Source organism: Humitalea rosea (genome assembly GCF_003253705.1).
Lineage (GTDB): Bacteria > Pseudomonadota > Alphaproteobacteria > Acetobacterales > Acetobacteraceae > Humitalea > Humitalea rosea.
Genome location: NZ_QKYU01000017.1, coordinates 51,214 through 75,298, shown reverse-complemented (window position 1 = coordinate 75,298; position 24,085 = coordinate 51,214). Strand labels below are relative to the sequence as shown.

General features: G+C 71.1%; 21 protein-coding genes. All 21 read left to right on the top strand.

Going from position 1 to position 24,085, the window contains the following annotated elements; genetic code table 11:
* The first annotated feature begins 4 nt into the window (after nt 1–4).
* The 21 genes from ntrB (at nt 5) to mtnC (ending at nt 24,013) form a co-directional block, all read left to right on the top strand.
* Nucleotides 5–865, top strand: coding sequence for a nitrate ABC transporter permease (gene ntrB, locus C8P66_RS15205; protein WP_111399130.1), 861 nt, complete (start codon nt 5–7; stop codon nt 863–865).
* Nucleotides 866–881: 16 nt separating this feature from the next.
* Entirely contained in the window at nt 882–1,682 is an 801-nt protein-coding gene (locus C8P66_RS15200; RefSeq protein WP_111399129.1) for an ABC transporter ATP-binding protein, read from the top strand.
* Nucleotides 1,679–2,836: an NAD(P)/FAD-dependent oxidoreductase gene (locus C8P66_RS15195; protein ID WP_111399128.1), complete on the top strand. Its 1,158-nt coding sequence runs from the start codon at nt 1,679–1,681 to the stop codon at nt 2,834–2,836. The genes C8P66_RS15200 and C8P66_RS15195 overlap by 4 nt, the downstream gene beginning before the upstream one ends.
* The gene (locus tag C8P66_RS15190) at nt 2,836–4,551 is read left to right on the top strand and encodes a NirA family protein (RefSeq protein WP_111399127.1); all 1,716 of its coding nucleotides are present in this window, start codon (nt 2,836–2,838) and stop codon (nt 4,549–4,551) included. The genes C8P66_RS15195 and C8P66_RS15190 overlap by 1 nt, the downstream gene beginning before the upstream one ends.
* Nucleotides 4,548–6,086, top strand: a complete 1,539-nt coding sequence (locus tag C8P66_RS15185) for a sulfite reductase subunit alpha (RefSeq protein WP_211314160.1) — start codon at nt 4,548–4,550, stop codon at nt 6,084–6,086. The genes C8P66_RS15190 and C8P66_RS15185 overlap by 4 nt, the downstream gene beginning before the upstream one ends.
* 1 nt (nt 6,087) lies before the next feature.
* The gene (locus tag C8P66_RS15180; RefSeq protein ID WP_111399126.1) at nt 6,088–8,649 is read left to right on the top strand and encodes a molybdopterin oxidoreductase family protein; all 2,562 of its coding nucleotides are present in this window, start codon (nt 6,088–6,090) and stop codon (nt 8,647–8,649) included.
* A 5-nt stretch (nt 8,650–8,654) separates the two neighbouring features.
* Nucleotides 8,655–9,977, top strand: coding sequence for a siroheme synthase CysG (cysG, locus tag C8P66_RS15175; RefSeq protein WP_111399125.1), 1,323 nt, complete (start codon nt 8,655–8,657; stop codon nt 9,975–9,977).
* A 52-nt stretch (nt 9,978–10,029) separates the two neighbouring features.
* Complete coding sequence (locus tag C8P66_RS15170; RefSeq protein ID WP_111399124.1) at nt 10,030–10,740, top strand: ribonuclease activity regulator RraA; 711 nt, start codon at nt 10,030–10,032, stop codon at nt 10,738–10,740.
* A gap of 139 nt (nt 10,741–10,879) precedes the next feature.
* The gene (gene fliF / locus C8P66_RS15165; RefSeq protein ID WP_245903562.1) at nt 10,880–12,505 is read left to right on the top strand and encodes a flagellar basal-body MS-ring/collar protein FliF; all 1,626 of its coding nucleotides are present in this window, start codon (nt 10,880–10,882) and stop codon (nt 12,503–12,505) included.
* Complete coding sequence (gene fliG, locus C8P66_RS15160; protein WP_245903559.1) at nt 12,502–13,500, top strand: flagellar motor switch protein FliG; 999 nt, start codon at nt 12,502–12,504, stop codon at nt 13,498–13,500. Before fliF ends, fliG begins: the two co-directional genes overlap by 4 nt.
* A 43-nt stretch (nt 13,501–13,543) precedes the next feature.
* The gene (locus C8P66_RS15155; protein WP_158537262.1) at nt 13,544–14,176 is read left to right on the top strand and encodes a FliH/SctL family protein; all 633 of its coding nucleotides are present in this window, start codon (nt 13,544–13,546) and stop codon (nt 14,174–14,176) included.
* Complete coding sequence (gene fliN / locus C8P66_RS15150; RefSeq protein WP_111399121.1) at nt 14,173–14,493, top strand: flagellar motor switch protein FliN; 321 nt, start codon at nt 14,173–14,175, stop codon at nt 14,491–14,493. Before C8P66_RS15155 ends, fliN begins: the two co-directional genes overlap by 4 nt.
* Entirely contained in the window at nt 14,490–15,872 is a 1,383-nt protein-coding gene (locus C8P66_RS15145) for a sigma-54 dependent transcriptional regulator (protein WP_111399120.1), read from the top strand. The genes fliN and C8P66_RS15145 overlap by 4 nt, the downstream gene beginning before the upstream one ends.
* A complete protein-coding gene (gene flhA, locus C8P66_RS15140) occupies nt 15,869–17,932 on the top strand; it encodes a flagellar biosynthesis protein FlhA (protein WP_111399119.1) in 2,064 nt (687 codons plus the stop codon). The genes C8P66_RS15145 and flhA overlap by 4 nt, the downstream gene beginning before the upstream one ends.
* A 55-nt stretch (nt 17,933–17,987) precedes the next feature.
* Nucleotides 17,988–18,803 carry a GTPase gene (locus C8P66_RS15135; protein WP_111399118.1) on the top strand — a complete coding sequence of 272 codons (816 nt, stop codon included), beginning with the start codon at nt 17,988–17,990 and terminating at the stop codon, nt 18,801–18,803.
* The gene (locus C8P66_RS15130; protein ID WP_111399117.1) at nt 18,800–19,534 is read left to right on the top strand and encodes a nucleotide-binding protein; all 735 of its coding nucleotides are present in this window, start codon (nt 18,800–18,802) and stop codon (nt 19,532–19,534) included. Before C8P66_RS15135 ends, C8P66_RS15130 begins: the two co-directional genes overlap by 4 nt.
* Before the next feature lie 227 nt (nt 19,535–19,761).
* Entirely contained in the window at nt 19,762–20,022 is a 261-nt protein-coding gene (locus C8P66_RS15125) for a twin-arginine translocase TatA/TatE family subunit (protein ID WP_111399116.1), read from the top strand.
* A 148-nt stretch (nt 20,023–20,170) separates the two neighbouring features.
* Nucleotides 20,171–22,159, top strand: a complete 1,989-nt coding sequence (locus C8P66_RS15120; RefSeq protein ID WP_111399115.1) for a TRAP transporter permease — start codon at nt 20,171–20,173, stop codon at nt 22,157–22,159.
* Nucleotides 22,156–22,773, top strand: a complete 618-nt coding sequence (locus C8P66_RS15115) for a methylthioribulose 1-phosphate dehydratase (RefSeq protein WP_111399114.1) — start codon at nt 22,156–22,158, stop codon at nt 22,771–22,773. Before C8P66_RS15120 ends, C8P66_RS15115 begins: the two co-directional genes overlap by 4 nt.
* Nucleotides 22,770–23,312, top strand: a complete 543-nt coding sequence (locus C8P66_RS15110) for a 1,2-dihydroxy-3-keto-5-methylthiopentene dioxygenase (RefSeq protein WP_111399113.1) — start codon at nt 22,770–22,772, stop codon at nt 23,310–23,312. Before C8P66_RS15115 ends, C8P66_RS15110 begins: the two co-directional genes overlap by 4 nt.
* On the top strand, nt 23,309–24,013 hold the full coding sequence (gene mtnC, locus C8P66_RS15105; protein WP_111399112.1) for an acireductone synthase: 705 nt from the start codon (nt 23,309–23,311) through the stop codon (nt 24,011–24,013). Before C8P66_RS15110 ends, mtnC begins: the two co-directional genes overlap by 4 nt.
* Nucleotides 24,014–24,085 lie beyond the last annotated feature (72 nt).

Genomic DNA, 24,085 nt, shown 5'->3' with positions numbered 1-24,085 from the left:
GCCGATGAACGTGCTCGTCACGCGGCCGGAGGCGGCACCGATCCTCGCCTCGGCGCCTTTGCCGCAGCCTTCGCGCGTGGCGAGGCTGCGGCCCTATGCCGCGAACATCCTGCCGCCGCTGCTGCTGACCCTGTTGTTCTTCCTCGCATGGGAGGCGCTGTGCAGCGGCCCGGGTTCCAACCTGCCGCCGCCGTCCCAGGTCTGGGCCGAAAGCTCGGAGCTGATCCTGCGCCCCTTCTATATCCGCGGCGGGCTGGATCGCGGGCTGGGGCTGCATCTCTTCGCCTCGCTGGAGCGCGTGGCGCTGGGCTTCGTGCTGGCGGCGATCGCGGGCATCGCGCTCGGGCTGCTGATCGGCACCTCGGATTTCGCAATGAAGGGGCTTGATCCGATCTTCCAGGTGCTGCGCACGGTGCCGCCGCTGGCCTGGCTGCCGCTCTCGCTCGCGGCATTCCGGGAAGCCACCCCCTCGGCGATCTTCGTGATCTTCATCACCGCGATCTGGCCGATCATCATCAACACCGCTGTCGGCGTCAGGAACGTGCCGCAGGACTATCGCAATGTCGCCGCGGTCATCCAGCTGCGCGGGCCCGCCTTCTTCTGGCGGATCGTGCTGCCGGCCGCCGCCCCCTATATCTTCACGGGGCTGCGGATCGGCATCGGCCTCGCCTGGCTCGCGATCATCGCGGCGGAGATGCTGATCGGCGGCGTCGGCATCGGCTTCTTCATCTGGGATGCCTGGAACAGCTCGCATCTGTCCGACATCTTCGTCGCCCTCTTCTACGTCGGCATCACCGGTTTCGTGCTCGACCGGATCGTCTCCGCGCTGGGCCAGCTGGCCACGCGCGGCACGCAATCATCCTGACCCGGAGGGACATTCCATGACCGCGCATGCCTATCTTGAGATCTCGAACCTCTCGATCCAGTTCCCGAAGTCGCCGGTGCCGGTGCTGCGCGATGTGACGCTGCGGATCGACAAGGGGCAGTATGTCTCGGTCATCGGCCATTCCGGCTGCGGCAAATCGACCTTGCTGAATGTCGTGGCCGGTCTGCTGCCCGCCACCGCCGGCGGCGTGCTGCTGGAAGGGCAGGAGGTGAACACCCCAGGGCCCGACCGCGCCGTGGTCTTCCAGAACCATTCGCTGCTGCCTTGGCTCACCGTCACGGAAAACGTGCTGATGGCGGTGGAGCTGACCGTCGGGCGCAAGATGAGCAAGGCCGAGCGCCTGGCCTGGACGCTGGAGACCCTGGCGCTGGTCAAGATGACCCATGCCAAGGACAAGCGCCCCGGTGAAATCTCGGGCGGCATGAAGCAGCGCGTCGGCATCGCCCGGGCGCTGGCGATGCGCCCCAAGGTGCTGCTGCTGGACGAGCCCTTCGGCGCGCTCGATGCGCTGACCCGCGCGCATCTGCAGGATGAGGTGATGCGCATCCATGCCGATCTTGGTTGCACCGTCATCATGATCACCCATGATGTGGAGGAGGCGGTACTGCTCTCCGACCAGATCGTGATGCTCACCAACGGCCCCAACGCCCGCGTCGGCGAGGTGCTTGAGGTCGGCCTGCCGCGCCCGCGCAGCCGCATCGCGCTCGGCGCCGATCCGCGCTTCCTCGCGGCGCGCGAGGCGGTGCTGACCTTCCTGCATGACCGCCACGCCGCCCCCACGCTGACCGCGGCATGACCCAGATCCTGGTCATCGGTGCGGGGCCGGCCGGGGCGCGCTGCGCGCAGGCCTGCGCCGAGCGCGGCCTGCGCGTCAAGCTCGTCGGCGCCGAGCCCGGCCTGCCCTATGACCGCGTGGCGCTGGGCAAGGTGTTGGGCGGCGCCGCGCCCTCCGTGCTTGCATTGCCCGATCCGGCGGCGCGCGGCATCCGATACCAGCCGGATACGAGAATCACGCGGCTGGACCGCGCCGCGCGCCACGCGATCACCGCCGATGGCGGCAGCCTCGCCTATGATCGTGTCGTGCTCGCCACCGGATCGCATGCCTGGCGCCTGCCGCTGCCCGGCGCCGACCAGCCGCATGTGCTGCTGTACCGCACGCTCGCCGATGTCGCCGCGATGCGCGCGCTGGCCAGGGCAAGCGTGCCAGCGGTGGTGATCGGCGGCGGGTTGCTGGGGCTGGAGGCGGCGGCGGGGCTCGCGGCACTCGGCTGCGCCGTCACCGTGCTGCACGCCATGCCCTGGTTGATGGAACGCCAGTTGAATGCCGAAGCGGCAGCGACCCTGCGCCGGCATCTGGAGGCGCGCGGGCTGCGCTTCGTGATGCCCGCCGCGACCGCGGCGATCGAGCCCGATGCCGTCGTGCTGAAGGATGGCACACGCATCTTGGCGGACATCGTCGTGCTCGCGGTCGGGGTGCGGCCAAACGTCGCGCTCGGCGACGGCCTGGCGGTGAAGCGGGGGATCATCGTGGACGATTATCTTCGCAGCACCGATCCCGATATTCTCGCCATCGGCGAATGCGCCGAACATCATGGCCAGGTCTGCGGACTTGTGACCCCGGCGCTCGCGATGGCCGATGTCGCCGCCGCCAATCTGGCCGGTGTGCCGATCCGCTATGTCCCGCCCACGCTCTCCGCGACCCTGAAGATCGCGGGGTTGCCGGTCTGGAGCCTCGGCGAGATCGCCCCCGAAGGGGCCGAGCCCATCACCGTCGAGGACGCGGACTATGGCGAATACCGTGGCCTCTGGCTGCGGGACGGGGTGCTGGTCGGCGCGGTGCTCTGCGGCGATGCGGCGGATAGCGGATTCTACCAGGGGATGCTCGGGCGTCCGATCGGCGATCGCGCCGCCCTCGCCCTCGGCCCCGCTTGGCACAAGGCGGCCGCGTGATGAATGACCAGGCGTTCAATCCGGAACAGGCGGAATACCTCAAGGGTTTTTTCGCGGGCGTCGAGGCGCGTCGTGGCACGTTGCTGCCCGATGCCCCCGCGAGCGGCGCGCCGCCCGATGCGCTGCGCGCGGCGCAGGACGCGGCCATCGCCGCCGGCGGCACGCTGACCGCGGAGGAGGAAGCCAAGCGGGAGAAGCACCCGCTGGATCGCTGGGATGAGGTGTCGGCGCGCGCGGCCAAGGGGGTCTTCCCCAAGGGCACCGATGTGCTGATGACGAAGTTCCACGGCCTGTTCTACGTGGCGCCCGCGCAGGACAGCTTCATGTGCCGGCTGCGGATTCCGGGCGGCATCATGAATGCGTACCAACTGCGCGGCGTGGCCGCGATCGCGGATGACTGCGGCGGCGGCTACATGGATGTCACCACCCGCGCCAACCTCCAGATCCGCGAGATCCCCGCGGCCAAGGGGCCGGAGGTGGTGATGCGCCTCGGCGATATCGGCCTGCTGCCGCGCGGCACCGGGGCGGACAATATCCGCAACATCACGGCCGGCCCGACCGCCGGGATCGATCCCGATGAATGGGTGGACCCTCGGCCGCATGTGCGCGCGTTGCATCACCACATCCTCGCCACGCGCGACCTTTACGCGTTGCCCCGGAAATTCAACATCGCCTTCGAGGGCGGCGGCGCCGTCGCGGTTCTTGAAGACACCAACGACATCGCCTTCACCGCCGCGAGGCTCGCCGATGGCACGCCGGTCTGGCGCGTGGCGCTGGGTGGCATCACCGGCCATCGCGACTTCGCCAAATCCGCCGGCGTGGTGATCCCATTGCAGGACTGCGTGCCGGTCGCCGATGCGATGCTGCGCGTCTTCATCGCCCATGGCGATCGCACCGACCGCCGCCGCGCGCGGTTGAAATACCTGCTCGATGCCTGGGGCGTCGAGCGCTTCCTCGCCGAGACGGAAACGCTGCTTGGCCATCCGATGACGCGCGTCCCCGATGCGGCGCTGAGCTTCCCGCCCTCCGCCCAAAAACATGCGCATCTGGGCATCGGCGCGCAGCGCCAGCCGGGCCGGGTCTGGATCGGCGCCACCACCCCGGTCGGGCGCCTCACGACCGAGGCCTGGCGTGAGGTCGCGCGTATCGCCGATACCCTCGGCGATGGCGATATCCGGCTCACCGTCTGGCAGACCTTCCTGCTCTCCGGCATCGCCGAGGAACGCGCGGCCGAGGCCGTCGCCGCGCTGGCCGCCATCGGCTGCGCCACCGGCGCCAGCGCGGTGCGCGGTGGCCTCGTCGCCTGCACCGGCAATGCCGGCTGCAAGTTCGCCGCCAGCAACACCAAGCGCCATGCGGCGGAGCTGGCCGACTGGCTCGATGCGCGCATCGTTGCGCCGGGGCCGGTCAACATCCATCTCACCGGCTGCCACCATTCCTGCGCGCAGCATCTGGTCGCCGACATCGGGCTGCTGGGCGCGAAGATCGAGCGTGGCGACGAGACGATCGAGGGCTACGACCTGCATGTCGGCGGCGGCGCCGGGCCTGAGCAGAAGATCGGCCGCCTGATCGTCCCGCAAGTCGCGGCCGAGGATCTCGGCCCCGCCGTCCAGGCGCTGCTGCTGGCCTGGGCCGAGACCGCGCCCGGCGAAAATTTCCAGTCCTTCTGCGCCGCGCATGACGACGACACCCTGCGCCGCCTGGTGACGGCATGAACGCGGTGACCCGTGTGGCGGGGGCGCCGATGATCCCCGACAGCGCCCCCTTCACCGCGCCGCAGCGTGCCTGGCTGAACGGCTTTCTTGCCGGGCTCTACGCCAATGCCGCACCCGCCAGCGCCCTTGCCCCGCCCGCACCGGCCGAGGACTTCCCCTGGCATGATCCGGCGATCGAACTCGACGAACGCCTGACGCTGGCCGAGGGCCGCGCCCCCGCGCGCCGGCTGATGGCGGCGATGGCGCAGCTCGACTGCGGCCAATGCGGCTACCTCTGCAAGACCTATGCGGAGGCGCTGGCCGAAGGGCGCGAGACCTCCGCCGGGCTTTGCGTGCCCGGCGGCAAGGCGACGCAGCGCGCGCTGAAGGCGCTGATGGCCGAGGCGCCGAAGCCCGTGGCCGCGCCCGCCGCCACACCTGCCGCCGCCCCACGCGCGATGCAGGCGCGCTTCGTCTCCGCCACGCGGCTGACCGGGGAAGCCTCGGCCAAGGATGTGCGGCATGTGGTCATCGATCTTGACGGCACCGGTCTCGTCTATGAGCCCGGCGACAGCCTCGGCATCACCGCGCGGCACGATCCCGCGCTGGTCGCGGCGACGATCACCGCACTTGGCGCGAGCGGCGAGGAGAGCGTGCCCACCCCCGCCGGTCCGCAACCGCTGCGCGAGGCCTTCTCGGCCGTCCTCGACATCGCCCGCCCGCTCGACCGCACGCTGGACCTGCTGGCCGGTGCCGCGCGCGATCCGGCCGAGGCCGCGGCGCTGCGCCGTCTCTCCGATGGCGATGATGGGGCGGAGCCCGCCGATGCCGATCTGCTCGACCTGCTGGAGGCCTTCCCCTCCGCGCGCCCGTCGCTGGTCGATCTCTGCGCCTCGCTGCCGGCGTTGAAGCCGCGGCTTTATTCCATCGCCTCCTCGCCGCTCGCCGATCCTGGGCGCGTGCATCTCTGTGTCGGCGTGGTGGCGGCGACGCGGCGCGGCCGGGCGCGGGATGGCATCGCCTCCTGCCACCTCGCCTATCGCTCGGAGCCGGGCGCGCTGATCTCCGCCAGCGTCACCACCAGCCACTTCCGTCTGCCCACCGATTCCGCCGTTCCCATCATCATGATCGGCCCCGGCACCGGCATCGCGCCCTTCCGTGCCTTCCTCCAGCACCGCGCCGCCACCCGGGCAAAAGGGCGCGCCTGGCTGTTCTTCGGCGACCAGCGCAGCGCCAGTGATTTCCTGTTCGGCGATGAACTGGTGGCCTGGCAGCGCGATGGCTCTCTCTCCCGCCTGTCCCTGGCCTGGAGCCGCGACAGTGCCAGCAAGACCTATGTGCAGCATCGCATGGCGGAGGAAGCGGCCGACCTCTGGCGCTGGTTGCAGGATGGCGCGCATATCTATGTCTGCGGCGATGCCAGCCGCATGGCGAAGGATGTGGACGGCGCCTTGCGCCAGGTCGCGATCAGCGAGGGTGGCATGGATGCCGATGCCGCGCGCAACTGGATCGTCGGCCTCGCACGGCAGAATCGCTACCAGCGCGACGTCTACTGAGATGGACGGCACCTCCTTCCCCGCCACGCGCACCACCTGCCCCTATTGCGGGGTCGGCTGCGGCGTGCTGGCGCGGCCCTCGGGGCCGATCGCGGGCGATCCGGCGCATCCGGCCAACCAGGGGCGGCTGTGCAGCAAGGGTGCGGCGCTGGGCGAGACGCTGGACCTGCCCGACCGGCAGCTTTTCCCCGAGGTGGATGGCAAGCGCGCCTCCTGGGATGCGGCGCTGGATGCCGTCGCCGAGGGGTTTCGCACGGCGCTGGCCGAACGCGGGCCGGAGGGTGTCGCGCTCTACGTCTCCGGCCAGTTGCTCACCGAGGATTATTACGCCGCCAATAAATTCGCCAAGGGCGTCCTCGGCACCGCGAATATCGACAGCAACTCCCGCCTCTGCATGGCTTCCGCCGTCGCCGCCCATACCCGTGCCTGGGGCGAGGATGTCGTGCCCGGCTGTTATGAGGACATCGAGCTTGCCGATCTCGTGGTGCTGGTCGGCAGCAACCTCGCCTGGTGCCATCCGGTGCTGCACCAACGACTGCTCGCGGCCCGCGCGGCGCGGCCGGAGATGCAAATCGTCGTCATCGACCCGCGCCGCACCGCGACCGCCGAAGGTGCGGAACTGCATCTGCCGCTGCGCCCCGGCAGCGATGTGGCATTGTTCGCCGCCCTGCTCACGCATCTTGCGGACCAGGGCCATGACGCGCCGGATGCGGCCGAGGCCGTGTCCGAGGCCCGCCGCATCGATGCCCCCGCGCTGACCGGGCTCGACCCCGCGCTGATCGCGCGCTTCTGCACGATGTTCGCCGCGACCGAGCGCGTGGTCACGCTGTTCAGCATGGGCGTGAACCAATCCGTCGCCGGGGCGGACAAGGCCAATGCGATCATCAACTGCCATCTGCTCACCGGCCGCATCGGCAAGCCGGGTGCCGCCCCCTTCAGCCTGACCGGCCAGCCCAATGCCATGGGCGGGCGGGAGGTCGGCGCGCTGGCGACCATGCTCGCCGGGCATCTGCGGTTTTCCGAACCCGCCGAACATGCCGCCGTCGCCGCCGCCTGGGGCGCGCCCGCGCTGCCGCGCAAGCCCGGGATGATCGCGACCGAGATCTTCGCGGCCCTCGGCCAGGGCCGCATCGGCGCGCTCTGGACCATGGCGACCAACCCCGCCGTCTCGCTGCCCGGCAGCGCCGGCGTGCGCGCGGCGATGGAGCGGGCCCCCTTGCTCGTCGCCTCCGACGTGACCCGCGCCTCGGACAGCATGGTCCGTGCCCGCATCCGCCTGCCGGCACTGTCCTGGGGCGAGAAATCCGGCACGGTGACCAACAGCGAACGGGTCATCAGCCGCCAGCGCGGCTTCCTCACGCCGCCGGGCGAGGCGCGGCCGGATTGGTGGGCGATCGCCGGGGTCGCGGCACGCTTCGGCCGCGCCGATGCGTTTGGCTGGACCGGACCCGCCGATATCTTCCGCGAACACGCGGCGCTGACCGGGCTGGTCCCGGAGGCGGGGCGCATCTTCGACATCTCGTCCCTCGCCGATCTGAGCGATGCCGCATACGACGCCTTGGCGCCGCTGCGCTGGGGGCCGCGCCGCTATGCGCCGGCCCGCGCGCGGCTGGTACCGACCCCCTGGCGCCCGCCCGCGAACATGGCGGATGCGGTCCATCCGGTGACCTTGCTGACCGGGCGCCTGCGCGACCAGTGGCACACCATGACCCGCACCGGGCCGGTGCCACGGCTGATGGCGCAGCACCCCGCGCCCAAGCTCGCCTTGCACCCGGAGGAGGCCGCCGCCATCGGCGCGGTGGCGCAGATCGAGGGCCAGGGCGAGACCGCGCTGGTCGGCGTCACCGCCGATCCGGGCCTGCCGCACGGGGTCGGCTTCCTGCCGATGCATTGGTCGGATGTCTATGCGCCCTCCGGCCGGTCCAACCCGCTGGTGCCGGTCGCGGTCGATCCGGTCAGCGGCCAGCCGGAGCTGAAACACGCCCCGGTGCGGGTTTCGCCCTGGCCGGCGCGCTGGTTCGCCGCCGTGGTGGCCCGTGTCCGGCTGCCGGATGGCGCCGCGCCGCTGCTCTCCCGCGCGCCGCTGCCGGGCGGGCTGTGGCGGCATGATCTGGCCGGGCAGAGCGATCCAGCCGAGGGGTTTGCCGCGCTGCGCCGCGCGCTCGATGCGCCCGGTCTGGTCTGGCGCCTGCTGGCCGCGCCGGAGGCCGGGCTGTTTCGCGGCGTCGCCTTCGATGCCGCCGGCGCCCCCGCCGCCTGGATCGCGCTGGCGCGGGAGGCCCCCGGGCCGGGCTTCGACTGGCTCGCCGCCGCCTTTGCCGGCGGCCCCGCCGATGCGGCGCTGCGCCGCGCCCTGCTGGCCGGGCAGGCCGCGCTCGGCCCGCCGCCCTCGCCCACCATCTGCGCCTGCCACGGCGTCAGCCGGGCGGCGATCGAGGCCGCCATCACCGCGGGCGCCGAAACCGTCGCGGCGGTCGGTGGCGCCTGCGCCGCCGGCACCGGCTGTGGCGCCTGCCGCCCCGAAATCGCGGGGCTGCTTGCCGCCCCGCTTGTGGCTATCTGACGGTCATGCGCGGATTCCCGATCTTCCTCGACCTCGACCGACGCCCGGTGCTGCTGCTCGGCATGGGGGAGGTCGCCCAGCGAAAAGCCGTGCTGCTCGCCGCCGCCGGGGCGGCGATCCGGCAGCGGCCGGCCTTCGATCCGGCCGATCTGGAGGGCTGCGTCCTGGCCATCGGCGCCGATGCGCCGGAGGCCGAGCTGGTCGCGCTGCACGCGGCCTGCATCGCGCGCGGCATTCCGGTGAACGTCGTGGACCGGCCGCCGCTATGCAGTTGCATCATGCCGGCGGTGGTGGACCGCGACCCGGTGACCATCGCCATCGGCACCGGCGGCGCCGCGCCGATGCTGGCCCGCATGGTGCGCCAGACGATCGAGGCCGCGCTGCATCCGCGCCTCGGCGCCGTCGCCGCCCTGCTGGCGCGCTTCCAGACGGCGGTGCGGCAGCGGCTGCCGGATCTGGCGGCACGGCGCCGCTTCCTGGATGCGGCGCTGACCGGGACGCCCGCCAGCCTGGCCTTGGCCGGCGATGACGCGGGGGCCGAGGCCGCCTTTGCCGCAGCACTGGCAACCGCCGAACCCGCGCCCCAGGGCTTCGTCTGGCTGGTCGGCGCCGGCCCCGGCGCGCCGGACCTGCTGACCCTGCGCGCGCTGCGGCTGCTGGGGCAGGCGGATGTGATCGTGCATGACCGCCTCGGCACCGCCGAGGTGCTGGACATGTCCCGCCGCGACGCCGAGCGCATTTTTGTCGGCAAGTCCCGCGCCAACCACTGCCTGCCGCAGGAGGAGATCAACGCCTTGCTCGTTCGCCTCGCGGGCGAGGGCAAGCGGGTGGTGCGGCTGAAGGGCGGCGATCCCTTCGTCTTCGGCCGTGGCGGCGAGGAGGCCGAGGCCCTGCACATGGCCGGCATCGGCTTCGAGGTCGTGCCAGGCGTCACCGCCGCCCTGGCCTGCGCCGCCGCCGCCGGCATCCCGCTGACCCATCGCGATGCCGCCCGCGCGCTGGTGCTGGCGACCGGCCACACCCGGAATGGCGAGGTCGATCTGGATTTCGCCGCCCTGGCCCGGCCTGGACATACGCTGGCGATCTACATGGGCGTGACCACCTTGGCCCGGATCGCCGCGGGGCTGGCCGCGGCGGGCATGCCGGCCACGACCCCGGCGGCGCTGATCGAATCCGGCGGCACCCAGCATCAGCGGGTGCTGGAGGGCAGCCTCGCCAGCGTCGCCGCCGAGGGCCGCGACTGGACCGGCGGCGGCCCGGCGCTGCTGCTGGTGGGGGCCGCGGTCGGGCGCCGCAGCCGGCCAGGACTGCCGGCGGCGGCCGCGTAGCCCTTTTGGCCGGCCCGCGTTATGCAGCTCCACCCCAGGAGGAGCATGGACAATGAACGAGGAAACCCGGCGCAAGCTCGCGACCGTATCCACGGCGACGCTGACCACGGTGCTGTTCAAGCGCGGCTACCGGAACCTGTTCCTCCAGGGTGTGCTGCCGCTGAACCCGGGTGCGGCCCGCATGGTCGGCCCCGCCTTCACCCTGCGCACCATCCCCGCGCGTGAGGATCTGGACGGGCTCGATGCCTTCAAGGACCCCGAGCACCCGCAGCGCAAGGGGGTGGAGACCTGCCCGCCCGGCGCCGTCTTCGTGATCGACAGCCGTGGCGATGCGCGTGCGGCCAGCGCCGGCGGCATCCTCGTCACCCGGCTGATGCGGCGCGGGGTCGCCGGCATCGTGACCGATGGCGGCTTCCGCGACAGCCCGGAGATCGCGGCCATGGACATGCCCGCCTATCACTCCCGGCCGAGTGCGCCGACCAATCTGATCCTGCATCACTGCATCGACCTGAACCTGCCCATCGCCTGCGGCGGCGTGCCGGTGTTTCCGGGCGACATCATGGTCGGCGATGGCGAGGGCGTGGTCGTGATCCCCGCCGGCATCGCCGATGACGTGGCGAAGGAAGGCTTCGAGCAGACCATCTACGAGGATTTCGTGCTGGAGCGCGTGGCGGCGGGGCATGCGATCCGCGGCCTCTACCCGATGACCGATCCCGCCAATCGGGAGGTTTTCTCCGCCTGGCGGGCCGAGAAGGGCCGCTGACCCGGCGACCTTAACTCTTTCGCAAGGCCACCCCGGCATTTTCTGCCGACGGTCGCGGCAAAACGCCGTGACGGGGGTGGCCGATGCGACGAACGCGCCTGATGCATGAGTGCCCGATGGCGCCCCCGAGGCAGGGGGCGTGATCGACCAGCTTCGCAGCCTTGGCACCGCGCGGCTGGCCGGGCTGGCCGGGGTGGGTGTTGCGGTGCTGGGGCTGGTGCTCTGGCTGGCGCTGCGCGCCGGGCAGCCGGCGATGGCGCTGCTTTACGCCGATCTGGACGCGCGGGACGCGGGGCAGGTGGTGGCGGCGCTGGAACGCCAGCACGTCCCCTATCGGCTGGGCGGCGGCGGCGCCCAGGTCTTCGCGCCGGAGGAGCAGGTGGCGCGGCTGCGCCTCGCCCTCGCCCGTGACGGCCTGCCGGCCGGCGGCAGCGTCGGCTACGAGATCTTCGATCGCGGCGAATCCCTGACCACCACCCCCTTCCAGCAGGATGTGAACCGGCTGCGGGCGCTGGAGGGTGAGCTGGCCCGCACCATCCGTGGCCTGTCGGGCGTGCGCGGGGCGCGGGTGCATCTGGTGCTGCCACGCCGCGAACCTTTTTCCCGCGAACGGGGCGAGGCGCAGGCGAGCGTGGTGCTGACCATGCAGGGCGCGCAGCGGCTGGATCGCGAGGGGGTGCAGGCGGTGCTGCACCTCGTCTCGATGGCGGTGCCGGGGCTGCGGCCGCAGGGCGTGTCGATCGTGGACAGCCGGGGGGAGTTGTTGGCGCGCGGCGGGCAGGCGCTGAATGGGCCGGCCGGGGCGGCGAGCCAGGAGGAAGCGCGCCGCGCGCTGGAAATGCGCCTCGCGCGTGCCGTCGAGGAAATGCTCGAACGCAGCCTCGGCCAGGGCCGGGTCCGCGCCGAGGTTTCGGCCGAGATGGATTTCGAGCGTGTCACCACAGTCGAGGAACGCTTCGACCCCGACAATCAGGTTCCGCGCAGCACCCAGACCGTGAATGAACAAAACCGCAGCGGTGAAGGCGGCGTCGCCTCGGTCGCCACGCAACTGCCGGGCGCCGAGGCCGCCGCCGGGCCGCAGACCCAGGAGAGCCGGCAGGAGGAGACCACCAACTTCGAGATCGGCCGCACCACGCGCAACGTCCAGCGCGAGCATCCGGTGATGAAGCGCCTCTCCGTCGCGGTGCTGGTCGATGGGGTCTGGGAGGGGCAGCCGCGCACCTTCCGCGAACGCACCCCGGAGGAGTTGCAACGCCTGGTCACGCTGGTGCGCGGCGCCGTCGGCTTCGACGAACGGCGCGGCGACCATGTCGAGGTGGTGTCGCTGCGCTTCGCCGAGCCGCCGGGTGCCGGGATGGAGGAAGCGCCGGCGCTGCTTGGATTGTCGCCGGCCACCGTCGCGCGGCTGATCGAAAGTTCGGTCTTTGCCTTGGTCGCGCTGGTCGCGCTGCTGGCCGTGGCGCGGCCGGTGGCGGGCAAGCTCGTGGCGGCGCTGACGACGCGGAGCGTTCTGGCCTCGGCCGAGGCGGGCGCCGCGGTGCCGGCGCTGCTGCCCGATGGCACGCCGAACCCGGCCGCGCTGGGCGCCCCCGGCACCATGCTGGCGCTGACCGATGAAGGGGAGGACGGCATGGTCAGCCTGGCGAATATCGCCGGCCAGATGCGGGCCTCCTCACTGGCCCGGCTGGCGAAACTGCTTGATGCGCATCCAGAGGAGGCGCTCGGCGTCATCCGTGGCTGGTTGCATGCGGAGACACCCCAATGAGCCTGAACGGCATGACCGGGCCGCAGAAGGCCGCGGCCCTTCTGCTCGCGATCGACGAGGCGCATGCCGTGACCCTGCTTGGGCGGCTGCATGAGGATGAGGTGCGCGACCTCTCCATCGCGATGTCCGGCCTCGGCACCATCACCGCCGATACGGTGGAGCAGCTCTGCGAGGAATTCGCCTGCAGCCTCGGCAGCGCCGGCAGCCTGACCGGCTCCTTCGAGACCACGGAACGCATGTTGATGAAGTCGCTGCCCAAGGAACGGGTGGCGCAGATCATGGAGGAGATCCGCGGTCCCGCCGGCCGCACCATGTGGGAGAAGCTCGGCAATGTCAGCGAGGCGGTGCTGGCGAATTATCTGAAGAACGAATACCCGCAGACCGTCGCTGTCGTGCTCTCCAAGGTGAAGCCCGACCACGCCGCGCGCGTGCTGTCGCTGCTGCCGGAATCCTTCGCCATGGAGGTGGTGATGCGGATGCTGCGGATGGAGAATGTGCAGAAGGAGGCGCTGGAAGGGGTCGAGCGCACCTTGAAGATGGAGTTCATGTCCAACCTCGCGCGCACCAACCGGCGCGATGCGCATGAGGTGATGGCCGAGATCTTCAACAACCTCGACCGCGCCTCGGAGAGCCGCATCCTGGGCGCGCTGGAGGAACGCAACCGCGATGCCGCCGAACGCATCCGCGGGCTGATGTTCACCTTCGACGATCTGCAACGCCTGGATGCGGCGGGCATCCAGATCCTGATGCGCGGCGTCGAGAAGGACCGGCTGACCATCGCGCTGAAGGGCGCGAGCCAGGATCTGCGCGACCTGTTCCTGCGCAACATGAGCGAGCGCGCCGGCAAGATGCTGCGCGACGATATCGCGGGGCTCGGCCCCGTGCGGCTGAAGGATGTGGATGAGGCGCAGGTCTCCATCGTCGCCTCGGCCAAGGACCTCGCGGCGCAGGGGCAGATCCGCCTCGCCGAGGGTCGCGACGAGCTGGTCGAATAGCATGGCGGCGTTCATCTCCTCTCCGCTCGGCTCCGGCCAGCCAGTGACGCGGATCACGGCCACCTTGCGCACCGGACTGCTGCTGCCCGATCTCGACGCGCCGCCCCCGCCGCCGCCGCCCGAGGACACTTCGGCACAGGACCTCGACGCGCTGCTGGACGAGGCGCGGGCGACGGCGCGCGAGATCGGGTTTTCCGCCGGGCGCGCCGCCGGCCTCGCCGAGGCGCGCGGGGAGGACGCCGCCCAGGCCGCGCGCAGCCTGGCGGCGCTGGCGCAGGGGCTGGAGGCCGCCGCCACCGCCGCCGTCGCGCGTGCCGAGGAAGATGCCGCGGCCCTCGCCGGGCTGCTGTTGGCGGCCCTGGATGCGGCTTTGCCTTATGCCGCTGCGCATGACGGCGCCGCGCAGGCCGCACGGGCCGCGACACGCATGGCCGCGACGCTGACCGCCGGGCGGCAGCCGCGCTGCCTGGTGGCGACGGCGCTGGTTGCAACGGTCACGGATCTGCTCGGCGAGCACGGGCCGCCGGTGCAGGGCGATCCCGCCCTGGCCCCGGGCGATGCCCGGCTGGTCTGGGAGGATGGCGGCGTCGAAACCCGCCTCGCCGACCGCCGCCGCGCCATACACGAGATTCTGGCCGCCTTCGGGCTCGCCGACGACAAGGAGCAATCAGCATGAGCGGTTCGGACGGGTTCCAGCCGGTGGACAGCGCGGCCGAGGCACCACGCCCCGCCGCCGGCCCCAACCGCGACCTGGAGGCGGTTTATGACATTCCGGTGCAGGTCAGCGCCGTGCTCGGCCGCGCCACGATGCAGGTCAGCCAGTTGCTGAAACTCGGCCGTGGCGCCGTCGTGGAGCTGGACCGCAAGCTGGGCGAGGCGGTGGACATCTACGTCAACAACCGCCTGGTCGCGCGGGGCGAGGTCGTGCTGGTCGAGGACAACCGCCTCGGCGTGACCATGACCGAGATCGTCAAGGCGGATCGCGCGCCATGACCCGGTTGCTGATCATCGGTGGCCTCGAAGGCGAGTTGGGCATTGCCGCCCGCATCGCCACCGCGCGCGGCGCGCGGCTGCGCCATGCCGAGGGGGTGACCGGCGGCATGGCGATCGCGCGCGGTGAGGGGGCGGACCTGATCCTCTGCGACCTGCGGCATGATGTGCCCTGGCTGGTGCGCACACTTGCGGCCGAGCGCATCGCCTGCCCGGTCGTCGCCTGCGGGCGCGATGCCGATGGCGATGCGGCGGTGCGCGCGATCGAGGCGGGGGCGAAGGAGTTCCTGCCGCTGCCGCCCGACGCCGATCTGATCGCCGCCATGCTGGCCGCGGCAGCCGGCGAGCCGGATGCGCCGATCCACGCCGATCCCGTGATGGTCGCGCTGCTGGCGCGGGCGGCGATGGTCGCGCGCGCCGATGCCTCCATTCTGATCGGCGGCGAGAGCGGCACCGGCAAGGAGGTGCTGGCGCGCTACATCCATCGCCATTCGCGCCGCGCGCGCGGACCCTTCGTCGCGCTGAACTGCGCCGCTTTGCCGGAAGCATTGCTGGAAAGCGAGCTGTTCGGGCATGAGAAGGGCGCCTTCAGCGGTGCGGTCGCCGCACGGCGCGGCAAATTCGAACAGGCCGATGGCGGCACCCTGCTGCTGGATGAGATCGGCGAGATGGACCCGCGGTTGCAGGCCAAGCTGCTGCGCACCATCCAGGAACGCGAGGTGGACCGGCTCGGCGGCCAGGCGCCGGTGAAGATCGACGTGCGCATCCTCTGCGCCAGCCACCGCGACCTGGTGGAGGAAGTCGCGGCCGGGCGGTTCCGCGAGGATCTGTATTTCCGCCTCAACGTCATCGGGCTGCGGCTGCCGCCCTTGCGCGAGCGCCAGGGCGACATCCTGCCGCTCGCCGAGCATTTCGCCGCCCGTTATTCGGAAGCCAACGGCCTCCCCGCGCGCCCCTTCGCGCCGCAGGTCCGCGCGGCGCTGCTGACGCATCCCTGGCCCGGCAATGTGCGCGAGCTGGAAAACGCCGTGCACCGCGCCGTGCTGCTGGCCAGCGAGGATGAGATCGGCCCCGAGGCGCTGGAACTCGCGCCGCCACGGCGGCAGGATGCGGTGGCGGGGGAGGCCGCGCCAGTCCTGGCGGGGGCGCCGGTCACCGCCCTGGTCGGGCGCACGGTGGAATCGGTGGAACGCGACCTGATCCTCGAAACCTTGGGGCATTGTCTGGGGAATCGCACGCGGGCGGCGGAGATCCTCGGCATCTCCATCCGCACCCTGCGCAACAAGCTGCACGACTACCGCGCCGCCGGCCTCGCGGTGCCGCCGGTGCCGGGCCAGGGGCCGTTCGCGGCCCTCCCGTCGGATGCCTTGCGCGGCGCATGAGATCCTTCACCCTGCCGGGCTGGGTTTCGCGCGCGCTGCCGGGGAGCGACGTCGGGCTCGCGCTTGGCGTCATCGGGCTGGTGGTGGTGCTGGTGGTGCCGTTGCCGGGGTTCCTGCTGGATACCGGGCTCGCGTTTTCCGTGACGCTGTCGGTGTTGGTGCTGATGGTCGCGCTGTTCCTGAAGCGGCCGCTGGATTTCACGTCCTTCCCGACCATCCTGTTGCTGTCCACACTGTTGCGCCTCGCGCTGAATGTCGCGACCACGCGGGCGATCCTGACCCAGGGGCATGAGGGCACGTCATCGGCCGGGCATGTCGTCTCCGCCTTCGGCGGATTCCTCATGGGTGGGGATGTGCTGGTCGGGCTGATCGTCTTCGCGATCCTGTTGATCGTGAATTTCATGGTGGTCACCAAAGGTTCGGGCCGCATCGCCGAAGTCGCGGCGCGCTTCAGCCTCGATGCCATGCCGGGCAAGCAGATGGCGATCGACGCCGATCTCTCGGCCGGCACCATCCAGGAGGATGAGGCCCGCGCCCGCCGCAAGGCGCTGGAGGATGAAAGCGGCTTCTACGGCAGCATGGATGGTGCCGCGAAATTCGTGCGCGGCGATGCCATCGCGGGGCTGATCACCACCGGCATCAACCTCGTCGGCGGCATCGGCATCGGTGTGCTGCGGCATGGGCTGCCGTTCAGCGAGGCCGTGTCCACCTTCTCCTTCCTCACCGTCGGCGATGGGCTGGTGTCGCAGATCCCCGCTTTGCTGGTCTCGATCGCCGCCGGCATCGTGGTCACCAAGGGCGGCACCGAGGGCACCGCCGACAAGGTGCTGATGGCGCAGTTGGGCGGGGGCGAGAAGCCCTTGATGCTCGCCGCCGGGGCCGCGGTGCTGCTGGCGCTGATGCCGGGCATGCCGATGCTGGTGTTCCTGGCGATTGCCGGCGGCGCCGGGGCCGCGTCCTGGGCCGCGCGCAAGTCGGGGCAGCGCGCCGAGATCGCCGCGGTGGCGCCCACGGTCGCCCCGGGCGAGGCGCCCATCGCCGAGACGCTGCGCACCGATCCGCTGCGGCTGGAGCTTGGCTATGGCTTGCTGTCGCTGGCGGCGGGGGATGCGCCGCGCATCACCGAACAGATCAAGGGCCTGCGCCGCACCATCGCGCAGGAGATGGGCTTCGTGCTGCCCTCCGTCCGCATCCAGGACAATCTGGAACTGCCGCCCGACCATTACGCGATCCGGGTGAAGGAGATCGAGGCCGGGCGCGGCCGCTTGCGCCCGCCGCTGCTGCTGGCGATCGACCCCTCCGGCACCGCGCCCGACATGCCGGGCGAACGCTGTCAGGAGCCGACCTTTGGCCTGCCCGCGTTGTGGATCGAGGATGCGAAGCGCGAGGAGGCGCTGGCCCGCGGCTGCACCGTGGTCGATGCCGCCGGCGTGCTGGCGACGCATCTGACCGAGATCGTGCGCGAGCACATGGCCGAACTCCTGTCCTACGCCGAGACGCAGAAGCTGCTGGACGAACTCCCCCGCGAGCATCAGAAAATCGTCGGCGACCTCATCCCCTCCCAGGTCACCATCGGCGGGGTGCAGCGGGTGTTGCAGGCGCTGCTCTCCGAACGCGTCTCGATCCGTGACCTGCCAACGATCCTTGAGGGCATTCAGGAATCCTCGGTGGCCGGCGGGCGCAGCCTGTCGGTGATGACGGCGACGGTGCGCGCGCGCCTCGCGCGCCAGATCAGCGATTCCGCGCGCGGCCCCAATGGCTATGTGCCGCTGCTGGCGCTGTCGGGGGAATGGGAGGCCGCCTTCGCCGAATCCCTGGTGGGGTCGGGGGATGAGCGGCAGTTGGCCATGGCGCCGTCGCGGCTGCATGGCTTCATGGCGGCGGTGAAGGAGGCCTTCGACACCGCCTCCAATGCCGGCGAACAGCCGGTGCTGGTATGCAGCTCGGCGATCCGCGGCCATGTCCGCGCCATCATCGAACGCTTCCGGCCCAGCACCGCCGTTTTGGCGCAGACCGAGATCCATCCCCGCGCCCGCATCCGCACCATCGGCACGGTCTGATGCCTTCACCAACCGGCAAGGCGCGTAGGCCCAGGATCAGGATCAGGATCAGCCGATGCGGCTGAAAACCTTTCGCGCTCCACGCATGGCCGAGGCGATGGCGCGCATCCGTGCCGAGATGGGCGAGGAGGCGATCATCCTCTCCTCCACCCGCGTCGCCGGTGGGGTCGAGATCACCGCCGGGCTGGAACCGCCCGAAGCGGAGCCCCTCCCCCTCCCGCCCGTGCCGGCCCCGCCCCGGCTGTCGTTCCAGCCGCTCCCCGATGGCATCGCGCGGCCCTTGCTGCTGTTCGGCCCGCATGGCGGCGGCAAGACGCTGACGCTCGCCAAGCTCGCCACGCGGATGACGCTGACGGGCCAGGCACCGCTGCTGGTCGCGGCCGATGCCGCCCGCGCCGGGGCGGTGGAACAGCTCGCGGCCTTCGCCCGCGTGCTCGGCCTCGGGCTGGTGGTGGCGGAAACGCCGGCGGCCCTGGCCCGCGCCCTGGCGCGGCGGGTCGCGGGCCAGCCCGTGCTGATCGACAGCGCCGGCTGCGACCTGCTCGACCTTGCGGCGGCCGAGGCGCTGGTCGGGCTCTGCCGCATCGCCGCGGCCGATGCGGCGCTGGTGCTGCCCGCCGGGCTCGATGCCGCCGAGGCCGCCGATACCGCCCGCGCCGCGCGCGCGATCGGCGCGCGCTGGATGCTGCCGACACGGCTCGATGCCGCGCGGCGCTGGGCCGGCTGGCTGATGGCGGCCGAGGCCGCGGGCCTGGCGCTGGACCTGGCCGGCACCGGCACCGGTGCGGCGGATGGGCTCACCCGCCTCACCCCCGAATGGCTCGCCGCGCGAATGCGGCTCTCCGACCCTCGCATGAAGGCCGCCGCATGACCCCCCCTGTCCCTCGCGGCCGCATCATCGCCATCGCCTCCGGCAAGGGGGGCGTCGGCAAGACCTGGTTCGCGGTGACCCTGGCCCAGGCCCTGGCCGAGGCGGGGCAACGGGTGCTGCTGGTCGATGGCGACCTTGGGCTGGCCAATGTCGATGTGCAGCTTGGGCTGAACCCACCCCATGGTCTGGCCCAGGTGCTGGTTGGGCACATGCCGCTGGAGGATGCGGTGACGCAGGTGGGCGGCTTTTCGGTGCTGGCGGGCTCCAGCGGCAGCGGGGCGCTGCTGGGCGCCGATCCCGCCGTCCTGGCCGGGCTGCTACAGGCGGGGGCGGAGGCGCGGGACGCGCTGGTGCTGGATTGCGGCGCCGGGTTGGATGCCGCCCCGCGGCGATTGGCGGCGGCGGCCGATATCCTGCTGGTGCTGGCCACGGATGAGCCGACCAGCCTGACCGACGCCTATGCCGCGATGAAGCTCGCCTGGCGGGACGTGCCGGGGCTGGACCTGCGGCTGGTGGTCAACCGCGCGGCCGATGCCAGGGCGGGGGCGCGGACCCATGGCGCCCTGGCCTCGGCGGTGCGGAATTTCCTGAAACGGGAGCTGCCCCTGGCCGGCATCGTGCGGAACGACGCGAAGGTCCCCGATGCCATTCGCCACCAGACCGCGCTGCTGACCCGCCACCCCGCCAGCGCGGCGGGCCAGGATGTGGCGCGGATCGCCCGGGCATTGTGACATGTCCGCATTGTCATGCGGGCTCGTTCGGCCTGCCGGGCAATATCCCTGCACGAAGATGGTTGAGTTTCGCGGTCAGCGGGGCCATGTCTGTGCTTCCAAGGCCGCGGCAGGGCGGCATCGGCCCACCTGTTTGCGTGGCGCCGGATGAACGCCTAGAAACCGGCAGGTCAAGACACGGCAGCGGGGCGTATTGCCCGGCGCCGCAAAGGGATTGAGGCGCGACGATGGGTTCCTTCAGCATTTGGCACTGGCTTGTCGTGCTGCTGGTTGTGTTGCTGCTCTTCGGCAGCGGCAAGATCAGCGGCCTCATGGGCGACTTGGCCAAGGGTATCAAATCCTTCAAGGCGAACATGAAGGAAGAAGAGCCCGACGCCTCCATGGAGGCGCAGGCCCCGACCGCGCCGCCGGCCGGCAGCATTCCGGGCCCGGCCGCAGCGACCAGCACGGCGACCCCGGCCCAGCACCCGAGCCGCCCTGCGGCCTGAGTTGACCTGGGCCTGAGGTGGCCAGGCCCCTTCGGGGGCCGGCAATGGCGTGACGCGCCGCCGTGGCCCAAATGGGCCCGGCGGCGCTTGCATGTCTGCCCCTCGCTAAACTCTGTGCTAAAGCCCGAATCAAAACGGGAGAAAACGCATGAGTGAGGCGCGCACGGCAGAGGTGACGGCCGCAGAGGTGACGGCCGTAGATGACATCGAATTCGCCACCACGCGGCGTGCGCTCGCGGGGTGGCAAGGCTTGGTCTGGCGTGCGGTTGCGGCGGTCTTCGTGGCTTGGCACCTGTGGATCCTGCTGGTGCAACCGGTCGATCCGACCATCAGCCGCACCGTGCACGTCTTCGGCGGCGCGGCGCTCGGCTTTGCCCTGTTTGCCCCCGGTGCGGGGCCGGTCGCGACCCGCGTGCCCTGGTACGACTGGCCGCTGATCTTCCTCTGCATATTGATTCCGCTGCATTACATCGGCGATGCGAGCGGCATCGAGATGCGCTCCTTCATGGGCCCCAGCGGCCGCGATTCGCTCGCGGCCTTCGTCGGCCTGCTGATCGTGCTGGAATTCACCCGGCGGACGGCGGGCATCATCATGCCGATCATCTGCCTGGCCTTCATCGCCTATTGCTTCGCCGGCCCCTGGCTGCCGGGCGTGCTCTACCACCAGGGCGTGACCTGGGATGCCGCCTTGGCCGAGATCTTCGGCTACAATGGCGTGCTCGGCACCATCATCCAGGTCAGCGCCACCTTCATCATCATGTTCGTGGTCTTCGCGGGGTTCCTGCAGACCTCCAAGGCCGGCGACTGGTTCAACGACCTGGCCCTGGCCGCGGTCGGGCGCGCGCGCGGCGGGCCGGCGAAGGTGACGGTGCTGTCCGGCATCCTGTTCGGCACCATCTCGGGCTCGGCGGTGGCCAATGTCGTCGCCTCCGGCTCCTTCACCATCCCGATGATGCGGCGCGTGGGCTATGACAACGCGACCGCGGCGGCCGTCGAGGCCACCAGTTCCACCGGCGGGCAGATCACCCCCCCGGTGATGGGGGCCGGCGCCTTCATCATGGCGGAGGTGCTGGGCCGGGCCTATGCCGACATCGCGCTCGCGGGCGTGATCCCGGCCCTGCTGTTCTACATCGCCAATTACATCCACTGCGACCTGCATGCCCGCAAGAACGGCATCCGCGGACTGGCGCGCTCGGAGCTGCCGCGCTGGATCGATATCGGCCGCCGCAGCTACATGGCCGCTCCGCTGGTGATCCTGCTGTACATGCTGCTCATCGGCTATTCGCCCTTCCGCGCCGCCGCCTGGGGCATCGGCGCGACGCTGGTGCTGATGCTGGGCGCTGCGCTGGCCCATCGGCTGGCACTGCGGGGCCAGGGCCTGGGGGGCGCCATCCTCGGCGCCATCTGGGAAACCGCGCAGGACATCGAGACGGGGCTGACCACCAGCGCCCGGGATTGCATGCAGTTGATCGCGGTCTGCGCGGCGGCGGGGGTGATCGCCGGGGTCATCGGCCTGACCGGCGTCGGCGGGCGTTTCGCCAGCATGTTGCTGATGATCGCCGGCAACAGCGAGTTCCTGGCGATGATCTTCGCCATGGTGGTGGCGATCATCCTGGGCATGGGGGTGCCGACCACGGCCGCCTATGCGATCGCCGCGGCGGTGGTGGCGCCGGGGCTGATCCGGGTCGGGGTCGATCCGCTGGTCGCGCATATGTTCATCTTCTACTTCGCCATCCTGTCCGCGATCACGCCGCCGGTGGCGCTGGCAAGCTTCGCCGCCGCCGGCATGGCCGGGGCGGATATGTGGCGGACCAGCATGATCGCGATGAAGCTCGGCCTCGCGACCTTCATCGTGCCCTTTATGTTCTGGCTCTCCCCGGCGCTGCTGGCACAGGGGCCGCTGCTGCCGATCCTGATCGCCTTCGCGACCGCGAGCCTCGGCGTCTGGGCCCTGGCCTGCGCGACCGAGGGCTGGATGGGCCGTGGCGCTCTCACCTTGCCACTTCGCTTCGTCAGCGGCATCGGCGGGCTGTGCCTGATGGCGCCGGAGGGCCTCACCGACGTCGGGGGGCTGGCGGTGCTCGGCGCGTTGTGGCTCTGGCAGGCACGAAGCTTTCCGATGGAAGCCCGAACATGACCCCGATCCCCGCCGCGATCGCCGAGGCCCTCATCGCCGCCGGGCACCGCCTGGATGCGCGCGGCTGGGTGCCGGCCACGGCGGGGAATTTTTCCATGCGGCTGGGGCCGGATCGCATTGCGGTGACGCGGTCCGGCTACCACAAGGGGTTTTTGAAACCCGAGTCGCTGATGGTGGTGGATCTGGCCGGGCAGCCCGAAAACCCGGCGCTGCGCCCCTCGGCCGAAACCGGGCTGCATTGCGGGGTCTATCGCCGCTTTCCGGGCACCGGCGCGGTGCTGCATGGGCATTCCATCGCCAATACGGTGCTGTCGCGCGCGGCGGGGCCCAGCCTGACCCTGGCCGGATATGAATTGTTGAAGGCATTTCCCGGCCTGCCCACGCATGACGCCAGCGCCGAGATCCCGGTCGTGGACAATGACCAGGACATTGCCCGCATGCAGGCGGGGCTGGAGGCACGATGGGACGGCATGGGGGCATCGCCCCCGCCGGGCTACCTGATCCGGGGGCATGGTTCCTATATCTGGGCCGCCGACATGCCGGGGGCCCTCGCCCGGTTCGAGGCGTTGGAATTCATGCTCGAGTGCGAGCTTGCCACACGGAGATCCGCATGAGCCGCCTGACTGTCTGGGACGCCGCCACCAACCAGGTGCAGACGACGACCGAAGATGCCGCCGAAATCGCCGCCATCCTGTCCGGCATCGGCGTGCGCTTCGAACGCTGGGAGATCGCGCCCCTCCCCCCCGGGGCCTCGGCCGAGGCGGTGCTGGAGGCCTATCGTCCGCGCCTGGACGCCTTCATGGCCGGCGGTGCCGCGGGCTCCAGCGACGTGCTGCGCCTGACCCCGGACAATCCCAACAAGGACGCCCTGCGCCAGAAGTTCCTGTCCGAGCACATCCACACCGAGGATGAGATCCGCTTCTTCCACGAAGGCGCGGGCAATTTCGTCATCCACGCCGATGGGCGGGTGTTCGATGCACGCTGCACCGCGGGCGACCTGATCAGCGTGCCGGCCAACCACAAGCACTGGTTCGACGCCGGCGAGCAGCCGATGTTCACGGCACTCCGCGTCTTCACCGACACCTCCGGCTGGACCCCGCATTACACCGGCACGGACATGGCCCTGCGCTTCCCCGCCGCGACCGCCGCGTGAGTCAGCACCCCACCGCGATCCTCACCGATATCGAGGGCACCACCTCCGCCATCGCCTTCGTCAAGGATCGGCTGTTCCCCTTCGCCAGCGCGGCGCTGGACGGGTTCCTGGCCGAACGGGTGAAGGACCCCGTCGTGGCGGCGCTGCTGGCGGAGGTCGCGGCCCTCGCGCCCGACCAGCCCCCGGCCGAGACGCTGCGCGGCTGGATGGCGGCGGATGCCAAGGTGACGCCGCTCAAGACCCTGCAAGGCATGATCTGGCAGGAAGGTTTTTTCGATGGGCGGCTGAAGGGGCATCTCTGGCCCGATGTCGCCCCGTGCCTGCGGGCCTGGGCCGAGGCGGGGGTCGGGCTGCATGTCTATTCCTCGGGCTCGGTCGCGGCCCAAAAACTGCTGTTCGGCCATTCCGAGGCCGGCGACCTGACCCCGCTCCTCGGCGGCTTCTTCGACACCAGGGTGGGCGGCAAGCGCGAGGCCGCCTCCTACACCGCCATCGCCGCCGCCCTGGGGCTGCCGCCGGGCGAGATCCTGTTCCTCTCCGACATCGCCGAGGAATGCGACGCCGCCACCGCCGCCGGGATGCGGGCCTGCCGCCTGGTGCGGGTGGCGGATGGCACGCTGCCCGGCAGCCGCCATGCCGAGGTTCCTGATTTCTTCGCCGTGTCGGAGGCCTTCGGCCTGCCAAAGCCCGCGCCGACGTAATCTCGTCGCGAGCAATTTCATCGCTTTAGACATGGCTCCGCAATCCGGTCTAAAGCGGGTTTGCTCAAGCCT

Coding starts and splice junctions, on each gene's coding strand:
- C8P66_RS15180 (WP_111399126.1), top strand. CDS start 6,088: ATGGACGGCACCTCCTTCCCCGCCACGCGCACCACCTGCCCCTATTGC.
- C8P66_RS15145 (WP_111399120.1), top strand. CDS start 14,490: ATGACCCGGTTGCTGATCATCGGTGGCCTCGAAGGCGAGTTGGGCATT.
- C8P66_RS15130 (WP_111399117.1), top strand. CDS start 18,800: ATGACCCCCCCTGTCCCTCGCGGCCGCATCATCGCCATCGCCTCCGGC.
- fliG (WP_245903559.1), top strand. CDS start 12,502: ATGAGCCTGAACGGCATGACCGGGCCGCAGAAGGCCGCGGCCCTTCTG.
- C8P66_RS15170 (WP_111399124.1), top strand. CDS start 10,030: ATGAACGAGGAAACCCGGCGCAAGCTCGCGACCGTATCCACGGCGACG.
- cysG (WP_111399125.1), top strand. CDS start 8,655: ATGCGCGGATTCCCGATCTTCCTCGACCTCGACCGACGCCCGGTGCTG.
- ntrB (WP_111399130.1), top strand. CDS start 5: ATGAACGTGCTCGTCACGCGGCCGGAGGCGGCACCGATCCTCGCCTCG.
- C8P66_RS15110 (WP_111399113.1), top strand. CDS start 22,770: ATGAGCCGCCTGACTGTCTGGGACGCCGCCACCAACCAGGTGCAGACG.
- flhA (WP_111399119.1), top strand. CDS start 15,869: ATGAGATCCTTCACCCTGCCGGGCTGGGTTTCGCGCGCGCTGCCGGGG.
- C8P66_RS15185 (WP_211314160.1), top strand. CDS start 4,548: ATGAACGCGGTGACCCGTGTGGCGGGGGCGCCGATGATCCCCGACAGC.
- C8P66_RS15195 (WP_111399128.1), top strand. CDS start 1,679: ATGACCCAGATCCTGGTCATCGGTGCGGGGCCGGCCGGGGCGCGCTGC.
- C8P66_RS15190 (WP_111399127.1), top strand. CDS start 2,836: ATGAATGACCAGGCGTTCAATCCGGAACAGGCGGAATACCTCAAGGGT.
- C8P66_RS15135 (WP_111399118.1), top strand. CDS start 17,988: ATGCGGCTGAAAACCTTTCGCGCTCCACGCATGGCCGAGGCGATGGCG.
- fliN (WP_111399121.1), top strand. CDS start 14,173: ATGAGCGGTTCGGACGGGTTCCAGCCGGTGGACAGCGCGGCCGAGGCA.
- C8P66_RS15125 (WP_111399116.1), top strand. CDS start 19,762: ATGGGTTCCTTCAGCATTTGGCACTGGCTTGTCGTGCTGCTGGTTGTG.
- C8P66_RS15115 (WP_111399114.1), top strand. CDS start 22,156: ATGACCCCGATCCCCGCCGCGATCGCCGAGGCCCTCATCGCCGCCGGG.
- C8P66_RS15120 (WP_111399115.1), top strand. CDS start 20,171: ATGAGTGAGGCGCGCACGGCAGAGGTGACGGCCGCAGAGGTGACGGCC.
- C8P66_RS15200 (WP_111399129.1), top strand. CDS start 882: ATGACCGCGCATGCCTATCTTGAGATCTCGAACCTCTCGATCCAGTTC.